Origin of the sequence: Pseudomonas sp. GM30, assembly GCF_000282275.2 — a bacterium.
GTDB lineage: Bacteria > Pseudomonadota > Gammaproteobacteria > Pseudomonadales > Pseudomonadaceae > Aquipseudomonas.
In genome coordinates this window covers 383,833-404,103 of sequence record NZ_AKJP02000027.1, presented here as the reverse complement: position 1 = coordinate 404,103, position 20,271 = coordinate 383,833, and the positions used below count along the sequence as shown (strand labels likewise).

14 protein-coding genes and 1 tRNA gene are annotated in these 20,271 nt (G+C 60.6%); 13 read left to right on the top strand and 2 right to left on the bottom strand.

Annotated elements, in window-relative coordinates:
• Window positions 1-36: 36 nt before the first annotated feature.
• From PMI25_RS19645 to pgaD, 7 genes are all read left to right on the top strand, one after another.
• Window positions 37-672 (top strand): hypothetical protein, encoded by a 636-nt coding sequence (locus tag PMI25_RS19645; RefSeq protein ID WP_007961465.1) that lies wholly within the window; start codon window positions 37-39, stop codon window positions 670-672.
• 106 nt (window positions 673-778) lie between these two features.
• Window positions 779-4,237, top strand: a complete 3,459-nt coding sequence (locus PMI25_RS19640; protein WP_160165324.1) for an AAA domain-containing protein — start codon at window positions 779-781, stop codon at window positions 4,235-4,237.
• A gap of 163 nt (window positions 4,238-4,400) precedes the next feature.
• On the top strand, window positions 4,401-5,906 hold the full coding sequence (locus tag PMI25_RS19635; protein WP_007961460.1) for a YdgA family protein: 1,506 nt from the start codon (window positions 4,401-4,403) through the stop codon (window positions 5,904-5,906).
• Between the two features lie 247 nt (window positions 5,907-6,153).
• Window positions 6,154-8,637, top strand: coding sequence for a poly-beta-1,6 N-acetyl-D-glucosamine export porin PgaA (pgaA, locus tag PMI25_RS19630; protein WP_007961458.1), 2,484 nt, complete (start codon window positions 6,154-6,156; stop codon window positions 8,635-8,637).
• A gap of 12 nt (window positions 8,638-8,649) precedes the next feature.
• Window positions 8,650-10,647 carry a poly-beta-1,6-N-acetyl-D-glucosamine N-deacetylase PgaB gene (gene pgaB, locus PMI25_RS19625; RefSeq protein WP_007961456.1) on the top strand — a complete coding sequence of 666 codons (1,998 nt, stop codon included), beginning with the start codon at window positions 8,650-8,652 and terminating at the stop codon, window positions 10,645-10,647.
• 1 nt (window position 10,648) lies between these two features.
• Window positions 10,649-12,004 carry a poly-beta-1,6-N-acetyl-D-glucosamine synthase gene (gene pgaC / locus PMI25_RS19620; protein WP_007961454.1) on the top strand — a complete coding sequence of 452 codons (1,356 nt, stop codon included), beginning with the start codon at window positions 10,649-10,651 and terminating at the stop codon, window positions 12,002-12,004.
• The gene (gene pgaD / locus PMI25_RS19615) at window positions 12,001-12,534 is read left to right on the top strand and encodes a poly-beta-1,6-N-acetyl-D-glucosamine biosynthesis protein PgaD (protein WP_007961452.1); all 534 of its coding nucleotides are present in this window, start codon (window positions 12,001-12,003) and stop codon (window positions 12,532-12,534) included. The genes pgaC and pgaD overlap by 4 nt, the downstream gene beginning before the upstream one ends.
• Before the next feature lie 103 nt (window positions 12,535-12,637).
• Here pgaD and PMI25_RS19610 read toward each other — a convergent pair whose 3' ends face one another.
• The gene (locus PMI25_RS19610) at window positions 12,638-14,161 is read right to left on the bottom strand and encodes an FAD-dependent oxidoreductase (RefSeq protein WP_007963514.1); all 1,524 of its coding nucleotides are present in this window, start codon (window positions 14,159-14,161) and stop codon (window positions 12,638-12,640) included.
• A 139-nt stretch (window positions 14,162-14,300) separates the two neighbouring features.
• On the opposite strand from PMI25_RS19610, the gene PMI25_RS19605 reads away from it, so the two are divergent.
• From PMI25_RS19605 to PMI25_RS19585, 5 genes are all read left to right on the top strand, one after another.
• Entirely contained in the window at window positions 14,301-14,861 is a 561-nt protein-coding gene (locus PMI25_RS19605; RefSeq protein ID WP_007963512.1) for a YbhB/YbcL family Raf kinase inhibitor-like protein, read from the top strand.
• Between the two features lie 88 nt (window positions 14,862-14,949).
• Window positions 14,950-16,635: a vWA domain-containing protein gene (locus tag PMI25_RS19600; protein WP_007963511.1), complete on the top strand. Its 1,686-nt coding sequence runs from the start codon at window positions 14,950-14,952 to the stop codon at window positions 16,633-16,635.
• Between the two features lie 29 nt (window positions 16,636-16,664).
• Window positions 16,665-17,246, top strand: coding sequence for an RNA polymerase sigma factor (locus tag PMI25_RS19595; RefSeq protein ID WP_177325729.1), 582 nt, complete (start codon window positions 16,665-16,667; stop codon window positions 17,244-17,246).
• Entirely contained in the window at window positions 17,243-17,842 is a 600-nt protein-coding gene (locus tag PMI25_RS19590) for a hypothetical protein (protein WP_007963507.1), read from the top strand. Before PMI25_RS19595 ends, PMI25_RS19590 begins: the two co-directional genes overlap by 4 nt.
• 56 nt (window positions 17,843-17,898) lie before the next feature.
• Window positions 17,899-18,129: a hypothetical protein gene (locus PMI25_RS19585; RefSeq protein WP_007963505.1), complete on the top strand. Its 231-nt coding sequence runs from the start codon at window positions 17,899-17,901 to the stop codon at window positions 18,127-18,129.
• 76 nt (window positions 18,130-18,205) lie between these two features.
• Here the strand turns inward: PMI25_RS19585 and PMI25_RS19580 are convergent.
• Window positions 18,206-18,282 (bottom strand) — tRNA-Arg (locus PMI25_RS19580).
• Between the two features lie 443 nt (window positions 18,283-18,725).
• Between PMI25_RS19580 and gabD the strand changes: the two genes are divergently transcribed.
• The gene (gene gabD, locus PMI25_RS19575; protein ID WP_007963502.1) at window positions 18,726-20,168 is read left to right on the top strand and encodes an NADP-dependent succinate-semialdehyde dehydrogenase; all 1,443 of its coding nucleotides are present in this window, start codon (window positions 18,726-18,728) and stop codon (window positions 20,166-20,168) included.
• Window positions 20,169-20,271: the final 103 nt, after the last annotated feature.

The following is a 20,271-nucleotide window of genomic DNA, read 5'->3' as shown; positions in this document are numbered from 1 at the left end:
CGCACATTGCTAGCGCTGGTCTAGGGGAAACCAATAATGAAAAACCCTTACGCTCTCGGCTTCTGGTGCGCCCTGGTAGCGCTGGTGCTGCTGTCGGCCACCTATTTCTACGGCATCATGCTGGCCCATCAGATCGACAAGGCCATGGTCTTCCTCGACAGCGCCACGGCGTTGATCGCGGTGATGGCAATTGTCGTCGTGGCCTGGGCGTCGATCCAGGTGCAGCGAGTCAAGAAAAGACAACTTGAACAAGGCAAGACCCTGGTGCTGATCTGGGACACCAAAGTCGCCCTGCGCCGGGTCGAAACCGTGTTCGATCGCTACTTCTGGGGCAGTTACTGGCAACCGGGACGTACCTTCGCCGAAGTCATGGGCGAACTCACCGGCACGCCGCTGGAAAAAAGCCTCGAAGCCTTGAAAAAACAGTGCCTGGAACTTGACAAGCAGATTGCCGACGAAGGCTGGCACTGGCTCAACAATGCCCGCGAACTGTCGGATGTCGCCACGGCCATGGCCCGTGAGCGCTATCAGCTGGACTTCTGCGACCCCCGGGCCGACGGGCCGGGCGGGGCGGTGATCGATCGGAATTTTGAAGTGCTGGTGTATACCTGGACGGCGCGACTCAAGAGCTTTGATCATCAACTGGATGAGATCGAGGTTCAGTATTCCTGAGAAACCCGGGATGGGGTTTTCCGGCCCTGCTGGCATAATGGCAGCAGATTTTTCATGACGGCTGCAAAAACTGATGCAAGGGAATGTAAAGGTTCACCTCGGATACTTGAGCGCCGCATTGGCGGATGCCTGCAATTTGATGCCGGAGCTGGACAAGGCGTCGCGCGCCCTGACTCTGGACGAAATCATCAGCGGCGAGCTTTCCAGCCATTGCTGCAAAGCGCTGTATGGGCAACGGCCCAAGCCCAAAAACGCCGAAATCCCGCCCAAGGTTGACGCCGATGAGGGCTGGCCGCTGAGAGTTATTGTCTGCCCACTTCTTTTTGGCTTGCGGCCGGAGCACGGGCACCCGAGCAAGCTCTTGCCTGAGGTCATCGCGCCACTGTTCTTCTTCGGATTGTTGGAGCGCAACGGCAAACTCAGCATTGACCCGGACAATCGGCTGCCCGTCACGCCCCGCAATTTTCTTGAGCCAAGCGCCTACCAGGTAACGGTCGGCACGGTGCAAGAGGTTGATCTGGTGTATGCCCGACTGCCTCGTGCGACAGACTGGAATGGTCTTATTCAGAACGCCCGGAAGTTTTGCCAGGATGTCTGTGGGCAGGATTGGGAAACCCTTCAGGTTGACCAGTACGAAAGGCTCAATCATCCGCTGATCATGCTCGCTACCTCCGCCAAAGGCGCGACGCAAAACATCCAGACGCTGTTGGATCATTTGCGTCATGACAGCGATACCACGCTGGGCTTGCTCGAAACATTGATCACGCCCGCCGCAGAGAAACCCCTTCTCAGTGCTGAGCAGCAACTTGTCGGCTCGATCGAGCATCTGGGGCAAATGGAGTGCCGCTACGGACTTTCTCCATCCCAGCGGGAATCATTGGTGCACTTTTTTTCATTGCCCGATGCTGTGACGGCCGTCGATGGTCCTCCGGGTACCGGTAAAACCACGTTGTTGTTGAGTGTTATTGCATCCCTGTGGATCAAACATGCGCGGGCGCAACAGGAGCCGCCACTGATTGTCGCTTCGTCTACCAACAATCAGGCCGTTCTAAACATTCTTGAAGCCTTTGCCAAGGTCAAGGAGCGAGAAGGGCCGCTGGCTGGACGTTGGATCAAAGACCTTGAAAGTTACGGTCTCTATTTGCCCGCCAAGAGCCGAGAAAACGATAAGCAGGGATTCAGGGTCCATGCCTTGAAAGGCATGGGCAAGCATTCTGTGCACGACTTTCAGATCACGGAAAAAGCAGAGGGTCTTGAGCGGGCCCGTGATTATTTTCTTGAATGTGCACAAAAGGCACTAGGACCATTGCGCGAGCCGACACTCGAAACGGCAATGACGCAGCTGCATGCCCGACTTGACAACTGCTGCAGCGTTATCGAGCGTGTGACGAACGACCTGATCGCGCTCAACGCGCTGTTCGGCGATACGAGCGTTTCCGAGGAAATGGTCAACCAGGCGCGCGTGGTTCTTCAGGCCTCTATCAACGAGGGGGTAAAAGCGCTTGAACAGGCTACGGACAAGCTGCTCGATGTCCAGAAGTCAAAGCTGGCCTGGAAGCGTCATGTAGGCCAGGAAAATGTGTTCCTGACGTTTCTGGCCTGGTGCGGCCTGACGTCTTTCAGAACCCGACGCGACGAAATCTTCTTTGCTCAAGTCGCAATCGATCACGGCGAGTCACTGGGGTCGAAGGTTCATCGGATCGATAGCCGCGAGGCATTCGATGCGCTGATAACAGAGCAAGCGGCGGCGTTATCGAAAAGTGAGGAACAGCTTCAAAAGCAACTGACGACGGTGCGTGAATCCCTCGCCACACTCAACGAAATTGTCGCTCGTCTGGAAAGTTTTAGCGGCGCCAAGGGCCAGTTTGAAACAGTGGCCATTCAAAATACGCTCGACATGGGCCTCCGGTTCGACGCGTTCAAATGGGCCACGCATTACTGGGAGGCACGTTATCTGCTGGAAATTGAAGAAACCCTTGCACGTTTTTCCAAGGTGCAAGACACACAGTCGCCAGAGCGAATCGAACGCCAGTATCGCCGCTTGGCCAAGCTGTTTCCTTGTTCGGTCGTGACGCTCTACTCGCTGCCTAACCGCTACAGCGGCTGGAGCGGGCAGTACCATCCCTTGCTCAATTGCATTGATCTGTTGATTGTCGATGAGGCCGGTCAGGTCGCGTCTCAGATTGGCATCCCTGCTTTCGCGCTGGCCAAACGGGCGATGGTGGTCGGTGATGTCGATCAGATTGCGCCCGTGCATGGCTTGCCGCAGTCGATTGATCTGGCGAATGCGCAGCACTTCGGCCTGATGGACAAGGGCTGGGATGCATTTTCCGAGTCGGGAAAGTCTGCATCGAGCGGCAATCTGATGCAGGTCGCCCAGCAGGCTACGCCCTACACCAAACACGCGAAACGCGGCCGTGGGATGTTTCTCAGTGAGCATCGTCGTTGCTGGCGCGACATCATCGAAATTTGCAACGAACTGGTCTACAAGCAGTTGTTGAAACCCTGCCGGGAAGAAGGCCCGCGACGATTTAATCCGAGTCTGGGTTATGTCCATCTGACGGGTCTTGATCAACGTGTCGGCAAAAGCAGATGCAACCTGGTCGAGGCACAAGTAATCGGCCAATGGTTGCAAGAACATCGTGCGGAAATCGAATCCTCATTCGCCGAAGACAAAAAACCGTTCAAGGACCTGGTGGCGGTGGTGACGCCTTTCGCGGCGCAAACTTCGGCAATCCGTCAGGCGCTGGATCGCAGCCTCGGTACGGATCACGGCATTACGGTAGGCACTGTCCACAGTCTGCAGGGTGCCGAACGCAGGGTGATTATTTTTTCCCCGACTTATGGTCTGGACACCGAGCCAGGTTCGCCATTTTTCGACAAGGACGCTGGTTCGCTTTTGAACGTGGCTATCTCCCGGGCGCAGGACGCCTTTTTGGTGTTCGGCAACATGAACCTATTCAATCCCGTCGGCAAGAACCCCTCTGCGATCCTGGGTAAACACCTGTTCAAGGACGAGCGAAACGAACTCAAGGGGATTCCCCTGCAATGGTTGGTACCGGCATACGACCCTCATTTTACGGAGCAAATCAGCGACCTTGAGGGTCACAGGAAAACCCTGCGATCGGCATTCCAGACTGCTCGGGAGCGTCTGATAGTCGTGTCGCCCTATCTCACCAAAGATGCGATCAAACAGGATGACGTGCTGACCCTGATCCGCGAGGCTTGCGCCCGTGGAGTCAGTGTCGTGGTCATCAGCAGCCGTGAGTTGTGTAGCGCCGATCAGAAAAAGAAGGACGTTTTCGACGAATGTGTTCGGTTGTTTAAAGAGGCCGGAGCGAAATTCTGCAATACCAAGGTCCGCAGCGTGCATGCAAAATTGCTTTTGGTGGACGACGCTTGGCTGGCCGTGGGTTCTTTCAACTGGTTATCTTCGGTACGTCAGCCTTTGAGCGATTATAGCTTTTACGAATCGAGCATCCGTTATGACGGAGAGTCTGCATCAGTGATGATCCAGAACAGCATGAAGGACTTGCGGCAGCTTTTGGGGGGAGCATCGACGTAGGCTTCGGTGTGACAGCGAAGCTATTTTCGGGATATTAAAAAGCGACCCCTCAGGGGGAGCGAGTGCTAACCTTTCACCACTTTCAGCGGAGTCGAGCCGCGACCCGGTCACGGGTTCAGGGAAGACGACCACCTTTCAGCCACGGACATTGATCAGGTCATTCATGAATAAATCAGCAGGCGTGCTTCTCGGGATTGTTGTTGCCATCGGTGCGATCAGCGCTGGCGGGGCCTGGTACACCGGGACCAAGATCGAAGGCGTGCTGAACAACGCCGTCAGCAACGCCAACAAAGAGCTGCAGACCGCGATGGCCGGCTCCAATGGCACTGCGTCACTGGAACTGGTGTCGCTGGAACGCCACACCTTCACCAGCACCGCGCACTACCGCCTCAAGGGTGAGGGCGAGATATTCGGCGACCAACCGGTCGAGCTGCTGTTTGTCGACCACATCGAGCACGGCCCGCTGCCGTTCTCGCGTCTGGTATCGCTGAAATGGCTGCCGGTCATGGCCACCAGCAATTACGAACTGGAAAAGAGCCCGGCCACCGAAAAATGGTTTGCCGCCACCAAGGGCGCCGCGCCGCTCAAGGGCGTGACCAACATCGGCTACGACGAATCCACCACCAGCAGCCTCGAGTTGCTGCCGCTGGAAACCGCGCTGGACGAGCAATCGAGCCTGAAATTCTCCGGCCTGACCATGAACATCTCCGCCAGTGCCCAGGCGCAGAAGGTCAAGGCTGACGGCTACATGGACAGCCTGAAACTGGTTACCGTGTCGCAGGATCAGGCGCCGGTGCAGGTCGAACTCAACGGTCTGACCCTGGCCAGCAACCTCGCCAAGAGCAGCTACGGCTACTACACCGGGGAAAACACCCTGGAGCTGACCAACAGCAAAACCACCTTCGGTCCCAAGCAGTCGGTGCTCGGCGTGAAGAACTTCGAAATGAAGAACCTCACCGAAGAGAGCGGCAGCAATGCCTCGGGCCGCGCTGACTACAAGGTCGGCGAGGTCACCCTCAACGACAAGAAAATCGGTTCGGCCAGCATGGCGATGAGCCTGAAGAACCTCGACATCCCGTCGACAATGTCGCTGATGCAGATCTACCAGACCAAATTGCAGCCGTACGAGAAAGAAGCTGCCGCCGCTGCCGAAGCCGGCCTGCCGGCACCGGAGCTGAACCTGACCGAAGCCGAGTCGGCACAGGTCAAGGCTGACCTGCAGAAACTGCTGGCCGCCAGTCCACAGATCGCCTTGGAAAACCTGTCGCTGAAAACCGCCAACGGTGAAAGCCGCGCCAGCCTGGTGATTGACCTGACCAAGCCGCAGTCGATGGATCTGCCGCCGGATCAACTGGGCAAACAGTTGGTCGCTCTACTGGATCTGAATATTCAGGTGTCCAAGCCGATGCTGATCGACCTGCTCAGTGTGCAGGCGCAGCTCGACGGCCAGACTGACGCCAAAGCCATCGTTGATCAGGCCAGCGCCGGTGCCGACATGTTCTCCGGCATGGCAGTCGGTTCGCAGTTGGCGACCGTCGATGGCACCAATGTCGTGACCAAGCTGCATTACGCCGCCAATCAGGTGGAGTTCAACGGCCAGAAGATGACCGTCGAGCAGTTCGTCGGCTTCCTGATGAGCAAGTTCGCTGGCGTCACGCAAGTGCAGTAATCCTGCGCTTTTAATAGCAACGCCCGGCCTCTGATCCACGGACGCCGGGCGTTTTGCTGTCTGGTGTTCGGGTTTTCGTCTGAGCCGGCGCCGCGATTCTGAACAATTATTGCGTTCTGGATATTCGACTACGCTTGCATGCAAGACTGCCTGACTAAGCTTGGCTGGGTCTTTTTTGACTCGGTCTCCGTTACGAATGGGCAAGGGGGGCATTGCGACCCGGCTGGCCATGTAAGGATGCTGACGAATGCCGCGTATTGATGTTCCAGTTTTACATCGTGGTTTACGCCCGTTGTTTCGTGTAGCGCTGTGCAGCCAGTTGCTCTGGCCGGCACTGGCGTTTGCCGATACGCCCTATGATCAGATGGTGCGTGATGCCCGGGCCGGGCAGACCACGCCGGCGCTGAACGTGCTGCGCCAGGTGCCGCCCGGGCAGTCCACCACCGGGCAGATCAGCGATCACCTGCAGATCGCCAGTTGGGCGGGCCTCGACGCGGAGGTGGTGCAGGTCTATGAAACCCAGGGCCGTGACCGGGTGCTGCCGGTGCAGGCACTGACAGCCACCGCACGCGCCTATCGCAACCTCAAGCGTTGGGATCAGGCGATCCAGGTCTACAACAAGGCCCTGGCGCTGGAGCCGGACAACGCCGACATGCAACTGGGCTTGGCCCTGACCCAGGCGGACTCGGGCAAACCCGACGAAGCCGTGACCCGCGCCAAGGCGCTGGTCGCCGCCAAACCGGATGACCCTTCGCGCCGCCTCGCACTGGGCTACGCCCTGACCCGTGCCGGCAAGCAGTACGACGCGCTGTTCGAATACGATCAGGCGTTCATCCGTGCTGGCAGCAAGCCGGATGTCGCCCGTGAATACGTGGTCGCCTTGCAAAAGGCGCGGCTGCCGGAACCGGCACTGCGTCTGGCCAATCAACGTCCGGGGCTGATCGACCCGGTCACCCTGCGCCGCCTCGAAGGCGATCTGGCTGCCGAGCGTGTGCGTCTCGCCGAATTTGCCACCCGCAGTGAAAAAGAACGCTACGTGATCGCCGACCGCGCGTTGGCCGATTACGACAAACTGCTCGCCACCTGGACCCCCGACGCCAGCGCCCACGATGACGTGGTGCGCTGGCGCATCGACCGCATGGGCGCGCTCAAGGCCCGGGCGCGTACTGCCGAGGTCCTCAGCGAATATCAAAAGCTGCAGGCTGAAGGGGTGAAGATTCCGACCTACGCCCTGCGCTGGGTGGCGGCGTCCTACCTGGATCAGCGCCAGCCGGAAATCTCCACCGATCTGTATCGCCAGGTGCTGTCGGCACCGGATGCCGATGCCGGTGATCGCCTCGAAGACACCACCGCGTTGTATTACTCGCTGCTGGAAAGCGACCGCGCCGATGAAGCGCGCAAAGTCGCCGAGGATCTGGCCAAGAGCCAGAAGCCGCGGATCGAACTCAAGGGCCTGCCCATCGGCAACCCCAACGACGAATGGATGGACGCCCAGCAGCTCGCGGCGCAGGCCGGCACCTACGGCTCCGACTTGCCGCATGGCGAGGAGCGCCTGCAGGCCCTGGTCGATCAGGCGCCGGGCAACGTCGGCCTGCGTCTGGCCCAGGCTGATCTGTACCTGGCCCGCCAATGGCCACGCCGCGCCGAAAACCAGCTCAAGGAAACCGAGAGCATGGTGCCCCGCGACATGGGTCTGGAACTCGCTCAGGCGCGCACCGCGATGACCCTGCAGGAGTGGCGGCAAATGGATGCGCTGACCGATGACGTGGTCGAGCGTTTCCCCGATAACCGTCAGGTTCAGCGCGCGGCCCGTGAGCGCGAAGTACATGACATGTCTGAACTTCGCGTCGAAGCCTACGGCGGCAAGGCCAACGGAGGCGGCGGCAGCGGTGGTGCGGGCGCGGTCAGTGGCAGCCGCGATTTCGGCATCCAGAGCACCTTGTACAGCCCGCCGATCGATGAGGACTGGCGGGTGTTCGTCGGCGCCGGTTATGCCACCGGCGACTTTGCCGAGGGCACCGGCACCGACCGCTTCCAGCGCGTCGGCCTGGAACGGCGTACTCGCGACATGAGCCTGGAAGCCGAAGTTTCCAATCACGATTACGGTTACGGCGCCAAACAGGGCGCACGCATCGCGATCGCCCGGGACATCAACGACAACTGGCAGTACGGCGGCAGCTTCGCTTATCTGTCGGCCGAGACGCCATTGCGCGCCCTCAACAGCGACATCAAGGCCAATGGCGGCAACGCGTTCATCCGCTGGCGCGCCAACGAGAGCCGGGAGTGGAAACTGTCGGTCAGCCCGTCGCACTTCAGCGACGGCAACAACCGTGTCGAAGCCTTGCTCACCGGACGCGAGGGCGTTTACAGCGCGCCGAACGTGCAGGTCGATGCCGGTCTGGAAGTCGGCACCAGCCACAACTCCAACTCCGAGGATGTGCCGTACTTCAACCCGAAGTCGGACTTCAGCGTGATGCCGACGGTCAACGTCAACCATGTGCTCTACCACCGCTACGAAACCTCCTGGAGCCAGCAATTCCAGGCCGGTGCGGGGACCTACAGCCAGCGTGACCACGGCACCGGCGGCATGGCGATGCTCGGTTATGGCCAACGTTATGCCTGGAACGACGTGTTCGAGGTGGGCGGTTTGTTCAGTGTGATCAACCGGCCCTACGACGGTGATCGGGAGACCGATCTGCGTCTGCTCGTCGACCTCACTTTCCGCTTCTAGAAGAGTTTGAAGATGCCTTTGATGACGCGTTTCATCCTTCTGCTGGGAGTGCTGCTGATCAGCGCCTGCGCCCAGCAAGCCCCGGCCTTCGCGCCGCCGTCGCAACGTCCGCTGGCGGCCAGTGAAAAACCGTGGCCGAAAAACCACGTGCTGGGCATCGCCTATCACGATATCGAAGACCGCGACCCCGATCAGGCCGTGGTAGCGGTGCGCACCGAGCGCATGATCGAACAGTTGGCCTGGCTGCGCGAGAACGGCTACCAGCCGGTCACCGTCGATCAGATCATGGCCGCGCGCAAGGGCGGCCCGGAATTGCCGGCCAAAGCAATCCTGCTCAGTTTCGACGACGGTTACTCAAGCTTCTATACCCGCGTGCTGCCGGTGCTGCGCGCCTACAACTGGCACGCGTTGCTGGCGCCGGTCGGCACCTGGATCGATACGCCGCTCAATCAACCGGTGGATTTTGCCGGTGCGCCGCGAGCACGCTCGGACTTCCTCACCTGGGACCAGGTGCGGGAAATCTCGCAATCGGGGCTGGTGGAAATCGCCGCCCACACCGACGCCAGCCACAAAGGCATCCTCGCCAACCCGCAAGGCAACATGCAGCCGGCGGCGGCCACGCGGCGTTACGACCCGGTGACCAAACGCTACGAATCCGAGGCCGATTTCCAGGCGCGAATCCGCAACGACGTCGCCACCATTTCGGAGAAGATCCGCAAGGTCACCGGCAAGAAACCGCGAGTCTGGGTGTGGCCCTACGGCACGGCGGACGGTACTTCGCTGACCGTGGTCGGCGAGCAGGGCTACGAAATGGCCCTGACCCTGGACGACGGTCTCGACGCCCTCGACAACCTGATGAGCAGCCCGCGCTTTTTGGTCGCCTCCGATCCTGATGGCGAGCATTTCGCCAACAGCATCGTCGCGGCGCAGTCGGATTTCACCATGCGTGTGGTCCATGTCGATCTCGACAACGTTTATGACCCGGATCCGGCGCAGCAGGAGATCAACCTCGGCAAGCTGATCCAGCGCATGGCCGACATGGGCGCCAACACTGTGTTCCTGCAGGCCTTCGCCGATCCGAAGGGCGACGGATTGGTGCACTCGCTGTACTTCCCTAACCGGCATCTGCCGGTGCGCGCCGACATCTTCGACCGCGTTGCCTGGCAACTGCGGACTCGGGCGCACGTGAAAGTGTTCGCGTGGATGCCGGTCCTGAGTTTTGGCCTCGATTCGAAGCTGCCGCGTGTCACGCGCTGGGATCCGAAGACCGGCAGCACCTCGGTCGATCCGGGCCAGTATCAACGCCTGTCGCCGTTCGATCCGCAAGTACGGCAGATCATCGGTGAGATCTACGAAGACGTGGCGCGCCTGACCTCGGTCGACGGCATTCTCTATCACGACGACGCGGTGCTGTCGGACTTCGAAGACGCCAGCCCCGAGGCCCTGAAGGCCTATGCCGCGCACGGCTTGCCGGGGTCCATTGCGGCGCTTCGCGATGATCCGGCAGCCATGCAGCGCTGGACGCGGTTCAAGAGCAAATACCTGATCGACTTCACCAATGAATTGACCGCGAAGGTGCGTGCGATCCGTGGCCCGCAAGTGCTGACCGCACGCAACATCTTCGCCGAGCCGGTGCTCAATCCTGAGAGCGAAGCCTGGTTTGCGCAGAACCTCGACGACTTCCTCGTGACCTACGACTGGACGGCGCCGATGGCCATGCCGTTGATGGAAAAACAGACCCAGGCGCAATCCGGCCCGTGGCTCGAAGAACTGGTGGCAAAGATCAAGCAACGCCCCGGCGCGCTGGATCGAACGGTGTTCGAACTGCAGGCCCGCGACTGGACGAAAAAGGATCAGGCCGACATCGATGGCGCCCAACTGGCCGACTGGATGGGCCGGCTCAAGCGTCAGGGGGCGACCAGTTTCGGTTACTACCCGGACAATTTCCTCGACAACCTGCCGGACCTGAAAACCGTAAGGCCTGCGCTCTCCAACAAATGGAACCCATGACATGCTGGATAGACTGTTAGCCCTGCTTGTTCTGGCGCTCGTCCTCGGCGTGCCGCTGGGATTGATCTTCCTGGTCACCGGGCAGTTCCTGATGGACTTCGTGTTCTTCTACCCGTTGTTCATGTCCGGGCTGTGGATCGCCGGTGGCCTGTATTTCTGGCTGCACTGGGAACGCCACTGGCCGTGGAAGGACGACACCCTGCCGCCGCCACTGGAAGGCGAACCACTGATTTCGATCCTGATCCCTTGCTACAACGAAGGCGAAAACGCTGCCGACACCATTCACGCAGCGCTGGCCCAGCACTATCCGAACATCGAAGTCATCGCGATCAACGACGGCTCCAAGGACAACACCGCCGAAGTGCTCGACCGGCTCGCCCAGGAAGACCCGCGCCTGCGCGTGCTGCATCTGGCGGAAAACCAGGGCAAGGCCGTGGCCCTGCGCATGGGCGCCATTGCTGCGCGCAGCGAATATCTGGTGTGCATCGACGGCGACGCGCTGTTGGCGCCGAACACGGCGGCCTATCTGGTGGCGCCGATGCTCGATAACGCGCGGTTGGGCGCAGTGACCGGCAACCCGCGCATCCGCACACGTTCGACCTTGGTCGGGCGGGTGCAGGTCGGCGAGTTCTCGTCGATCATCGGTCTGATCAAGCGTACGCAACGGGTGTTCGGGCGGATCTTCACCGTGTCCGGGGTGATCGTCGCGTTCCGTCGTACCGCGTTGAACCGGGTCGGCTACTGGAGCCCGGACATGATCACCGAAGACATCGACATCAGCTGGAAGCTGCAACTCGATCACTGGAGCATCTTCTACGAGCCGCGCGCCCTGTGCTGGATCCTGATGCCGGAAACCCTGCGCGGCCTGTGGAAGCAGCGCCTGCGCTGGGCGCAGGGCGGTGCCGAGGTGCTGTTCAAGAACATTCGCGGCATCTGGCAATACCGCCATCGTTACCTGTGGCCGCTGCTGTTCGAATACTGCCTGTCAACCGGTTGGGCCTTCACCTTCCTGCTGTCGGTGATTTTCTGGGGTGTTGGCAAGTTCGTGGTCATGCCGGAATCGATTGCCGTGCATCACCTGATGCCCCCGGCGTTCACCGGCCTGTTACTGGCGTTCGTCTGCCTGGTGCAATTCGCGGTCAGCATCATTATCGACCGGCGCTACGAACCGGGGTTGGGCCGAACCATGTTCTGGGTGGTCTGGTACCCGATCGCGTTCTGGCTGGTAAGCCTGCTCACCACCCTGGTCAGTTTCCCCAAAGTGCTGTTTGGTCAACACCAGAAGCGTGCGCGTTGGGTCAGCCCTGACCGCGGCATCAAACCGGTCGGCGACGACGAAGAGGAGGTCATCAAATGAAAATCATCCGGACCCGGCAGCGGCCCTTCCTGGTGGTGGTCGATGTGGTCCTCACCGTGCTGGCCTGGGTCGGCCTGCTGTTTCTGCTGATTCGCGGACTGTGGCCGTTGATCGAGACCCACGCCGGTGGGCCACGCATCGACAACTCGGCGTTCGAGGCCCTGGGTACGTTGCAGATCTACCTGTGGGTGGCGCTGGTCAACGCAGTGATCCTGATTGGTTGGGCGCGTTATCAGCAGCGCAAAAGCAGAAGTTTCGCTCAGCGTCGATTGCCGGCACCGGTGGTCGATGATGAAGGGCTGACCAAGAGCTTTCGCCTGTGCGACGAGCGCTTGCAGAAGCTGCGCACCCCCGGGGTGATGACCATCCACAACGATCAGGACGGTGACATCAGCCACGTGGTGCTGAACTTTCGTCCGCTGGAGCCTGCCGAGCTGCCGCCACCGCTGGCGCCGCTGGAACATCCCCGGGTGATCTTCCTGCACGCCGAGGACGACGATAATCGCGACCCGATAAATCGCCCCACCTGAACGGCGCCCCCCCTGTAGGAGCTGCCGAAGGCTGCGATCTTTTGATTCTGATTTGAAAGATCAAAAGATCGCAGCCTTCGGCAGCTCCTACATTGTTCAGCATTCAGCCGCGGATCAGCTTCCACGCGTCTTCCATCGTCAGCGGCTGTTTCATCCGTTCGGCGAGCATCGCCATGGCCCGTTCTTCCTCGCATGCCACAGCGGCAACCACCACGCCGTTTTGTCCGAACAGGCCGATGAAGGGCGGATGCCCGGGTTCGCCCTTGAACTCGATTTCATCCCACTGACTCGCGTGACCCAGATAGTCATAGTTCCTGCCGAAGTGCCAGGTCCAGAAAAACGGCACATCCAGATAATGCTCGTCAGCGCCGAGCATGTTGGCTGCAGCGATTCGGGCATGCTGCTGGGCCAGGCGCCAGTGTTCGATGCGTTGTGGCTGGCCGTTCAGGGGGAAGGTGGCGATATCGCCGATTGCCCAGAGACCGTCGCAAACACGCAGGCCGGCATCGACGCGAAGTGACTGGTCCTTCTCCTTCGGTAGCGACGTGAAAGCCTCGGTGGCCGGGTGTACGCCAACCCCCGCCAGGACCAGATCCGCCGACAGGCGCAAGCCGTTGTCCAGCAACACCGCCTCGACCTTGCCATCACCGGTGATTTCCCGGGCTTCGTGATCGGTGATGAATTTCACCCCGTGTTGTTCGTGAAGCGCACGGATCGCCTTGCCCACAGCTTCGCCGAACTGCGCGGCGAACGGAATGGCGTGGCGGGCGATGACCGTGACGTCGAGGCCGTGCTGACGCAGGGCCGAGGCGCATTCGAGGGCGATGAAGCTGTCGCCGATGATCACGGCGCGCTGGTCAGGTTTGGCCTCGCGCATGATCTGTTCGGTCTGGGCTTTCGAACGCAGCACAAACACCTGCGGCAGGTCGGCGCCGGGCAGTTGCAGCGGGTTGGGCTCGCCGCCGGTGGCGAGCACTGCGGCGTCGTAGGACAGGGATTGGCCGTCGCTCAGATGCAGGGTTTTCGCTGAAGCGTCCAGGGCAGTGATTGCGCTTTGCCGGCGTTCGATGCGTTGCTCTTTATAAAAATCTTCGTCGCGCAGAGGCGGAGTTTCCTGCGCCGACATCTCGCCCGCGAGGACAAATTTGCTCAGCACCGTGCGGTCGTATCCGGCGTCCGGCTCACGATCGATCATGATGATCCGGCCGCCAAAACCTTTCTCCCGCAATGCGGCCGCGCACGCCGTGCCGGCTGCACCTGCGCCGACAATCACGAAAGTGCGCGGGTCATCCTCTGGTGGTGTGTGCGCATCGATCAACGGCTGATCATCGACCCAGACATCCTCGCCGCGTAATTCCAGCGGATAACGCTTGAGACTGTCGAGGGCCGGCGGCTCGCACAACGCGCCGTCTTCGGCGCGAAACGCAGCCTTGTGCCAAGGGCAAATCAGACGTCCGTGACACAACGCACCGTCAGCCAAGGGCGCGCCGGCATGTGGGCATTCTCCCTGAAATGCCCGTAGCTGGCCGTTTGCGCGTAGCAGGACAATCTTGCAGTCGCCGATTTCGACTTGCAGGCCACGGTCTTCGGGGACATCGGCGACACGGGCGACACGGTGCAGGCTCATGTTCGTGCTCCTGACAGGCATTTCTCTTACGAGTTTGCGCCGCAGTGCGAGGTTCAGCCAATTGCCACTGCCAAGGTACGAACGGTACAGCTATAGTTTGCAGGCCGACGAAGGCCCAACTGCACAAGGTACTCCCGGAATGACCCGATTGACCTCTCTCAACCCTTGGCTGGCGGCCGTCGCCGTCGCCCTTTGCGTGCAGTTTCCGGCGCAGGCGGCCGAGCGCTTTACCCTCGACATCCCCGGTGTCTCGGACAATCGCCTGTTCACCTCGGCCGCAGCGAGCGATGCGGCTGGCTGTGGCGGCAAGAACCAGTCGCCGGCGCTGGCGTGGAATGCGGGCCCTGCCGGTACCCTGAGCTACGCGATCGTCATGCACGACCCGGACGGCCAGAAAGGTGCGGGCGTCGATCACTGGATTCACTACGGCATCAAGGCCACCACCCGGCAGATTCCGGCCGGGGTCGGCGCCAAATCCAGTCTCGAAGGCATGGGCGGTACCAACAGCAAAGGCACCACCCATTACATCGGGCCGTGCCCACCGGTTGGCGACAGCGCCCACCACTACATCATTCAGATCTACGCGCTGGATCTGGCCCCGGACGCTTTGCCCGCCGGCCTGACCCGCGCCGAGCTGATGGACAAGATCAAAGGTCACGTACTGCGTAACAGCAGCGTGGTTCGGCGTTATCACCGCTGAAAATATTTTCAGCGGCGTTTAACCCGATCTGAAGGGGCTGCCCGTCTCAGTGGATGAATGGATCACTTTCATCCCGAGGCCAGCCCCCATGTCCCGCTCCCTGCCTTTTCTGCGACCCGTTGCCGTCGGTGTGTTGTTGACCGCCGCCGGTTGCGGCGTGTCTTCCAATCCCGAATCGGCTGCCATCCCGACGCCGGCCCAGCCGCAGACGTCGATTCAGCATGAAGCGCTCGCCGCTGACAGTGTGATGGTCAAGCGCAGAGCAAGTCCGGCGCCCATTGCCAGTTTCGCGGCGATGCCGGCACCGGAAAGTTATCCACAAGGCTATCGCGACGAGCAGCGCGAGCAGTATCAGGCGCTGGCCGACAACCCGATTCACAGCGTCGCCGAGTCTCCGGTCTCGACCTTCAGCGCTGACGTCGATACGGGGGCCTACGCCAACGTCCGGCGTCTGCTCAATCAGGGACGTCTGCCGCCGGAAGGCGCGGTGCGGCTTGAGGAGATGGTCAATTATTTTCCCTATGACTACGCGCTGCCGACCGATGGCTCGCCGTTCGGCATAACCACCGAACTGGCCGCCACCCCGTGGAATCCCCACACCCGCCTGCTGCGTATCGGCATCAAGGCCTCCGACCGTGCCGTGGCGGAACTGGCCCCGGCGAATCTGGTGTTTCTGGTGGACGTGTCCGGTTCGATGGATCGCCGCGAAGGGCTGCCGCTGGTCAAAAGCACGCTAAAACTGCTGGTCGATCAGTTGCGCGAACAGGATCGGGTGTCGCTGGTAGTGTACTCCGGCGAGTCCCGCGTGGTGCTGGAGCCAACGTCTGGCCGGGATAAAGCGAAAATTCGCACATCCATCGAGCAATTGACCGCAGGCGGTTCAACCGCTGGTGCGTCGGGCATCGAACTGGCCTATCAAATGGCGCAACAGGCGTTCATCCCCAAAGGTATCAACCGCATCCTGTTGGCCACTGACGGTGACTTCAACGTCGGCATCAGTGACTTCGACAGCCTCAAGCAAATGGCTGTGGATAAACGCAAAACCGGGATTTCCCTGACCACCCTGGGTTTCGGTGTGGATAACTACAATGAACACTTGATGGAACAACTGGCCGACGCCGGCGACGGCAACTACGCCTACATCGACAACCTGCGCGAGGCGCGCAAGGTGCTGGTAGATCAACTCGGTTCGACCCTGGCGGTGCTGGCGAAAAACGTCAAATTGCAGGTGGAATTCAACCCGGCGCAGGTCAGTGAATATCGCCTGCTCGGCTACGAAAACCGCGCCTTGAAGCGTGAAGATTTCAGCAACGACAAGGTCGATGCCGGTGAAGTCGGCGCAGGACACACGGTGACCGCGCTGTATGAAATTGTCCCGGCAGGTGAGAAGGGCTGGCTGGAACCGTTGCGCTACGGTAAATCGGATGCAGCTGTTTCCGGGAATAGCGGGGAATTGGCAATGCTGCGTGTGCGTTATCAACAGCCTGAAGGTGGGAAAAGTCTGCTGATCGAGCGGCCGATTACCAATCAGCTCGCACCAGCCAGCGAGGACCTGCGTTTCGCGGCGGCAGTGGCAGCGTTTTCCGAGCAGCTCAAGGACGCCCGCTACACCGGCGACTTCAGCCTCAAGGACACCGAGGCACTGGCCCGTGGCGCTCGCGGCGACGACCGTTTCGGCTTGCGCAACGAGTTCGTGCAACTGGTGGAGCTGGCGCAAAGCCTGCGCACCTCAACCGCATCGAATGCGATGCCCACTGAGCGACGGATTGAATAGTGAGCCGATTCAAAGGCTTCGTCAGTCAGCTGTTTGCTGCGCCAGACAGCCCGGTCGCTAGCAGCGATGAAACGCTGCTGGCGCGTTACCGCGAGGGCGACGGTGCGGCGTTCGAGATTCTGTACGCCCGCCATCGCCAGGGTTTGTATCGGTTCCTGCTCGGGTTGAGCGGCAAACCGGAACTGGCTGACGAGGTGTTTCAGGACACCTGGCTGAGCCTGATCCGCAGCACCAGTCAGCCACAGGGACGGGCGACGTTTCGTACATGGCTGTTCCAGATTGCGCGCAATCGGCTGATCGATCACTGGCGCAAACACGGCGTGCATCAGCCGCTGCACGACAGCTACGACGAACAGCTGCATGCGATTGGCGACGAGACCCACGATCCCGAACAACTGCTGAACCTCAGCCGCGACAACCAGCGCCTGGAAAGCGCTCTGCAAACCTTGCCTGCTGATCAGCGTGAAGTGTTCCTGCTGCGCGCCCATGGCGACCTCGACCTGGCGCAAATCGCCAGCCTCACCGAAACACCGCTGGAAACCGTCAAGAGCCGCTTGCGTTACGCCCAGCAAAAACTGCGTCGGCTGCTGGCCGAGGAGGTACTGACATGACTGACGCCCGCCAGACACCCGAAGATCCTGTGATCAACCATGTGCGCGAACAGCGCAACGCTGAACCGCCGGCGCACCTTGATGCGCTCATCCTCAAAGCTGCCCACCGCGAAACCCCGGTGCCCAAGCCAGGCCTGTGGCAACGCTGGCTGCAGGCCTGTCAGAAACCGCGTTGGCAGGTCGCCTTCGCCAGTCTGGTCGGTGTGGCGCTGATTTTGTCGCTGGTGCAACGTGCACCGGAGCCACAACGGCAATTCGACTTCGCCCCGGCCGCCAAACCGGCCGCGCCACTGGCGCGCAAGCAAGCTCTCGAAGCGCAATCATTGCCCGCTCCGCCCGCTGCCGCCCTGTCCGCGCCGGCACCGATGATGGAAATGGCCGAGCCGATGCAAAGCGACGCGATCAGCGCCGACGAGGCCAAACTCGGCAAACGCGCCACCGCCCCGGCCAACGGCCTCGACACGCAACTGCACGAAGTCCTGCGCCTGCGCGACTCCGGCCAGTCGCAAGCCGCTGATGCGCTGTACAACAATCTGCACAAACGCTACCCCAACGTGGACCTCGACCGGCGACTCGAAAAAATCCGCCAGAACTGACCGCTTGTTCGCCCAGCCATTTGGCATTGCCCGGCAAAAACGCGCACTATCGGGCCATGGCTGAAGCGCTGGAGAACAAAGTGGCAGCAAAAATCGACCGCATCGCCCAACTCCTCAACTGCCCGCAGAAGGGCGAGGAGATGCGGCGCGCGATTACCGAGGCGCGCAAGGAGTTTCTGCTGAACCAGTCGGAAGAAGACGTCGTGGAAGAAGACGAGGTTTTCGAGGAGGTTGGGGAAGAAGAGGAAGACGACGATTACGACGAGTTTGACTGGACGACGGAGTGAGCGTCGTTGCATGAAACACCGCGTCCACAAAAAAGCCCCGGACCATCACAGTCCGGGGCTTTCTCGTTTCAATTCATGGCGCACCAGGCGGGATTCGAACCCACGACCCCTGCCTTCGGAGGGCAGTACTCTATCCAGCTGAGCTACTGGTGCAGCGGGCGACATCATACCTAGGTCGGCTCGGGGCGTCCATGCCGGGTTTTGGCGGGTTTTGTCAGTGCGCGTGTCGGTGTGAAACGCTGCATTCCTTAAAGCTGTAACGTCCTGCAAAACCCTCGCTTGGCGCTTTTTCCTGGCTGTTCTATGGTTTGGCTGCGGCCGGGGCTTTTTGCGCGTTGATCTGAAAAAACCAGCAAACACAGGGTTTTTGTTCTTTTTTTCGAACGACCTATTGTCCTTTAACCCCTTTGCTCCTACGATCCGTTTGAGATTTCAAACGCTCTTTGATCGGGTGTTGAAGCGCAGGTGCTGAGAATAACGCACGATCACTGCGCCTCACCCGGTCGATGATTTCCCTGACGGCAGCCTTGCGAGGCGCCTTTCTACAATCATAATTTTGCTCCGCGCAGGCCGCGGTGCTGTTAAGGAAAGCCGACATGCAGCTTAAAGACACCCAGTTGTTCCGCCAGCAAGCCTTCATTGATGGCGCTTGGGTCGATGCGGACAACGGTCAGACGATCAAGGTCAACAACCCGGCCACCGGCGAAATCCTCGGTACCGTGCCGAAGATGGGCGCTGCGGAAACCCGCCGTGCCATCGAAGCCGCCGACAAGGCGCTGCCGGCCTGGCGTGCACTGACCGCCAAAGAGCGTGCCGGCAAGCTGCGTCGCTGGTTCGAACTGATGATCGAGAACCAGGATGACCTCGCACGCCTGATGACCCTCGAGCAGGGCAAGCCGCTGGCCGAAGCCAAGGGCGAAATCGTTTACGCCGCTTCGTTCATCGAGTGGTTCGCCGAAGAAGCCAAGCGCATCTACGGTGACGTGATTCCGGGCCACCAGCCGGACAAGCGCCTGATCGTGATCAAACAGCCGATCGGCGTGACCGCCGCGATCACCCCGTGGAACTTCCCGGCGGCGATGATCACCCGTAAAGCCGGCCCTGCGCTGGCCGCCGGTTGCACCATGGTGCTCAAGCCGGCTTCGCAAACTCCATTCTCCGCCTTCGCTCTGGCTGAACTGGCCCAGCGCGCCGGCATCCCTAAAGGTGTGTTCAGCGTGGTTTCCGGCAGCGCCGGCGACATCGGCAGCGAGCTGACCAGCAACCCGATCGTGCGCAAACTGTCCTTCACCGGTTCGACCGAAATCGGTCGTCAGCTGATGTCGGAATGCGCCAAGGACATCAAGAAAGTCTCGCTGGAACTGGGCGGCAACGCGCCGTTCATCGTGTTCGACGACGCGGATCTGGATAAGGCCGTGGAAGGCGCGATCATTTCCAAATACCGCAACAACGGCCAGACCTGCGTCTGCGCCAACCGTCTGTACATTCAGGATTCGGTTTACGACGCGTTCGCCGAGAAGCTGAAAGTGGCGGTGGCCAAGCTGAAGATCGGCAACGGTCTGGAAGAAGGCACCACCACTGGCCCGCTGATCGACGAGAAAGCCGTGGCCAAGGTGCAAGAGCACATCGCTGACGCCGTGGCCAAAGGCGCCACCGTACTGGCCGGAGGCAAGCCGATGGAAGGCAACTTCTTCGAGCCGACCATCCTGACCAACGTGCCGAAAGACGCTGCCGTCGCCAAGGAGGAAACCTTCGGCCCGCTGGCGCCGCTGTTCCGCTTCAAAGACGAAGCCGAAGTGATCGCGATGTCCAACGACACCGAGTTCGGTCTGGCCTCCTACTTCTACGCTCGCGATCTGGGCCGTGTGTTCCGTGTGGCTGAAGCCCTGGAATACGGCATGGTCGGCGTCAACACCGGGTTGATCTCCAACGAAGTCGCGCCATTCGGCGGCATCAAGGCGTCGGGCCTGGGCCGTGAAGGCTCCAAGTACGGCATCGAGGATTACCTGGAAATCAAATACCTCTGCCTGGGCATCTAAGCCGGGAAAGGGATCGCTGCAAACGCAAAGGGCACGAGAGCGCTGTCCCTTTGCGTCGTTTCAAAACCGGAATTTTCTCTGCGGCCAGGAACGCCGTGGCAGT

Bases quoted from the DNA above. Each gene is read 5' to 3' on its own strand.
- PMI25_RS19610 (WP_007963514.1), bottom strand. From the start codon at position 14,161: ATGAGCCTGCACCGTGTCGCCCGTGTCGCCGATGTCCCCGAAGACCGT.
- pgaD (WP_007961452.1), top strand. From the start codon at position 12,001: ATGAAAATCATCCGGACCCGGCAGCGGCCCTTCCTGGTGGTGGTCGAT.
- pgaB (WP_007961456.1), top strand. From the start codon at position 8,650: ATGCCTTTGATGACGCGTTTCATCCTTCTGCTGGGAGTGCTGCTGATC.
- PMI25_RS19585 (WP_007963505.1), top strand. From the start codon at position 17,899: ATGGCTGAAGCGCTGGAGAACAAAGTGGCAGCAAAAATCGACCGCATC.
- pgaA (WP_007961458.1), top strand. From the start codon at position 6,154: ATGCCGCGTATTGATGTTCCAGTTTTACATCGTGGTTTACGCCCGTTG.
- PMI25_RS19600 (WP_007963511.1), top strand. From the start codon at position 14,950: ATGTCCCGCTCCCTGCCTTTTCTGCGACCCGTTGCCGTCGGTGTGTTG.
- pgaC (WP_007961454.1), top strand. From the start codon at position 10,649: ATGCTGGATAGACTGTTAGCCCTGCTTGTTCTGGCGCTCGTCCTCGGC.
- PMI25_RS19590 (WP_007963507.1), top strand. From the start codon at position 17,243: ATGACTGACGCCCGCCAGACACCCGAAGATCCTGTGATCAACCATGTG.
- PMI25_RS19605 (WP_007963512.1), top strand. From the start codon at position 14,301: ATGACCCGATTGACCTCTCTCAACCCTTGGCTGGCGGCCGTCGCCGTC.
- PMI25_RS19645 (WP_007961465.1), top strand. From the start codon at position 37: ATGAAAAACCCTTACGCTCTCGGCTTCTGGTGCGCCCTGGTAGCGCTG.
- PMI25_RS19635 (WP_007961460.1), top strand. From the start codon at position 4,401: ATGAATAAATCAGCAGGCGTGCTTCTCGGGATTGTTGTTGCCATCGGT.
- gabD (WP_007963502.1), top strand. From the start codon at position 18,726: ATGCAGCTTAAAGACACCCAGTTGTTCCGCCAGCAAGCCTTCATTGAT.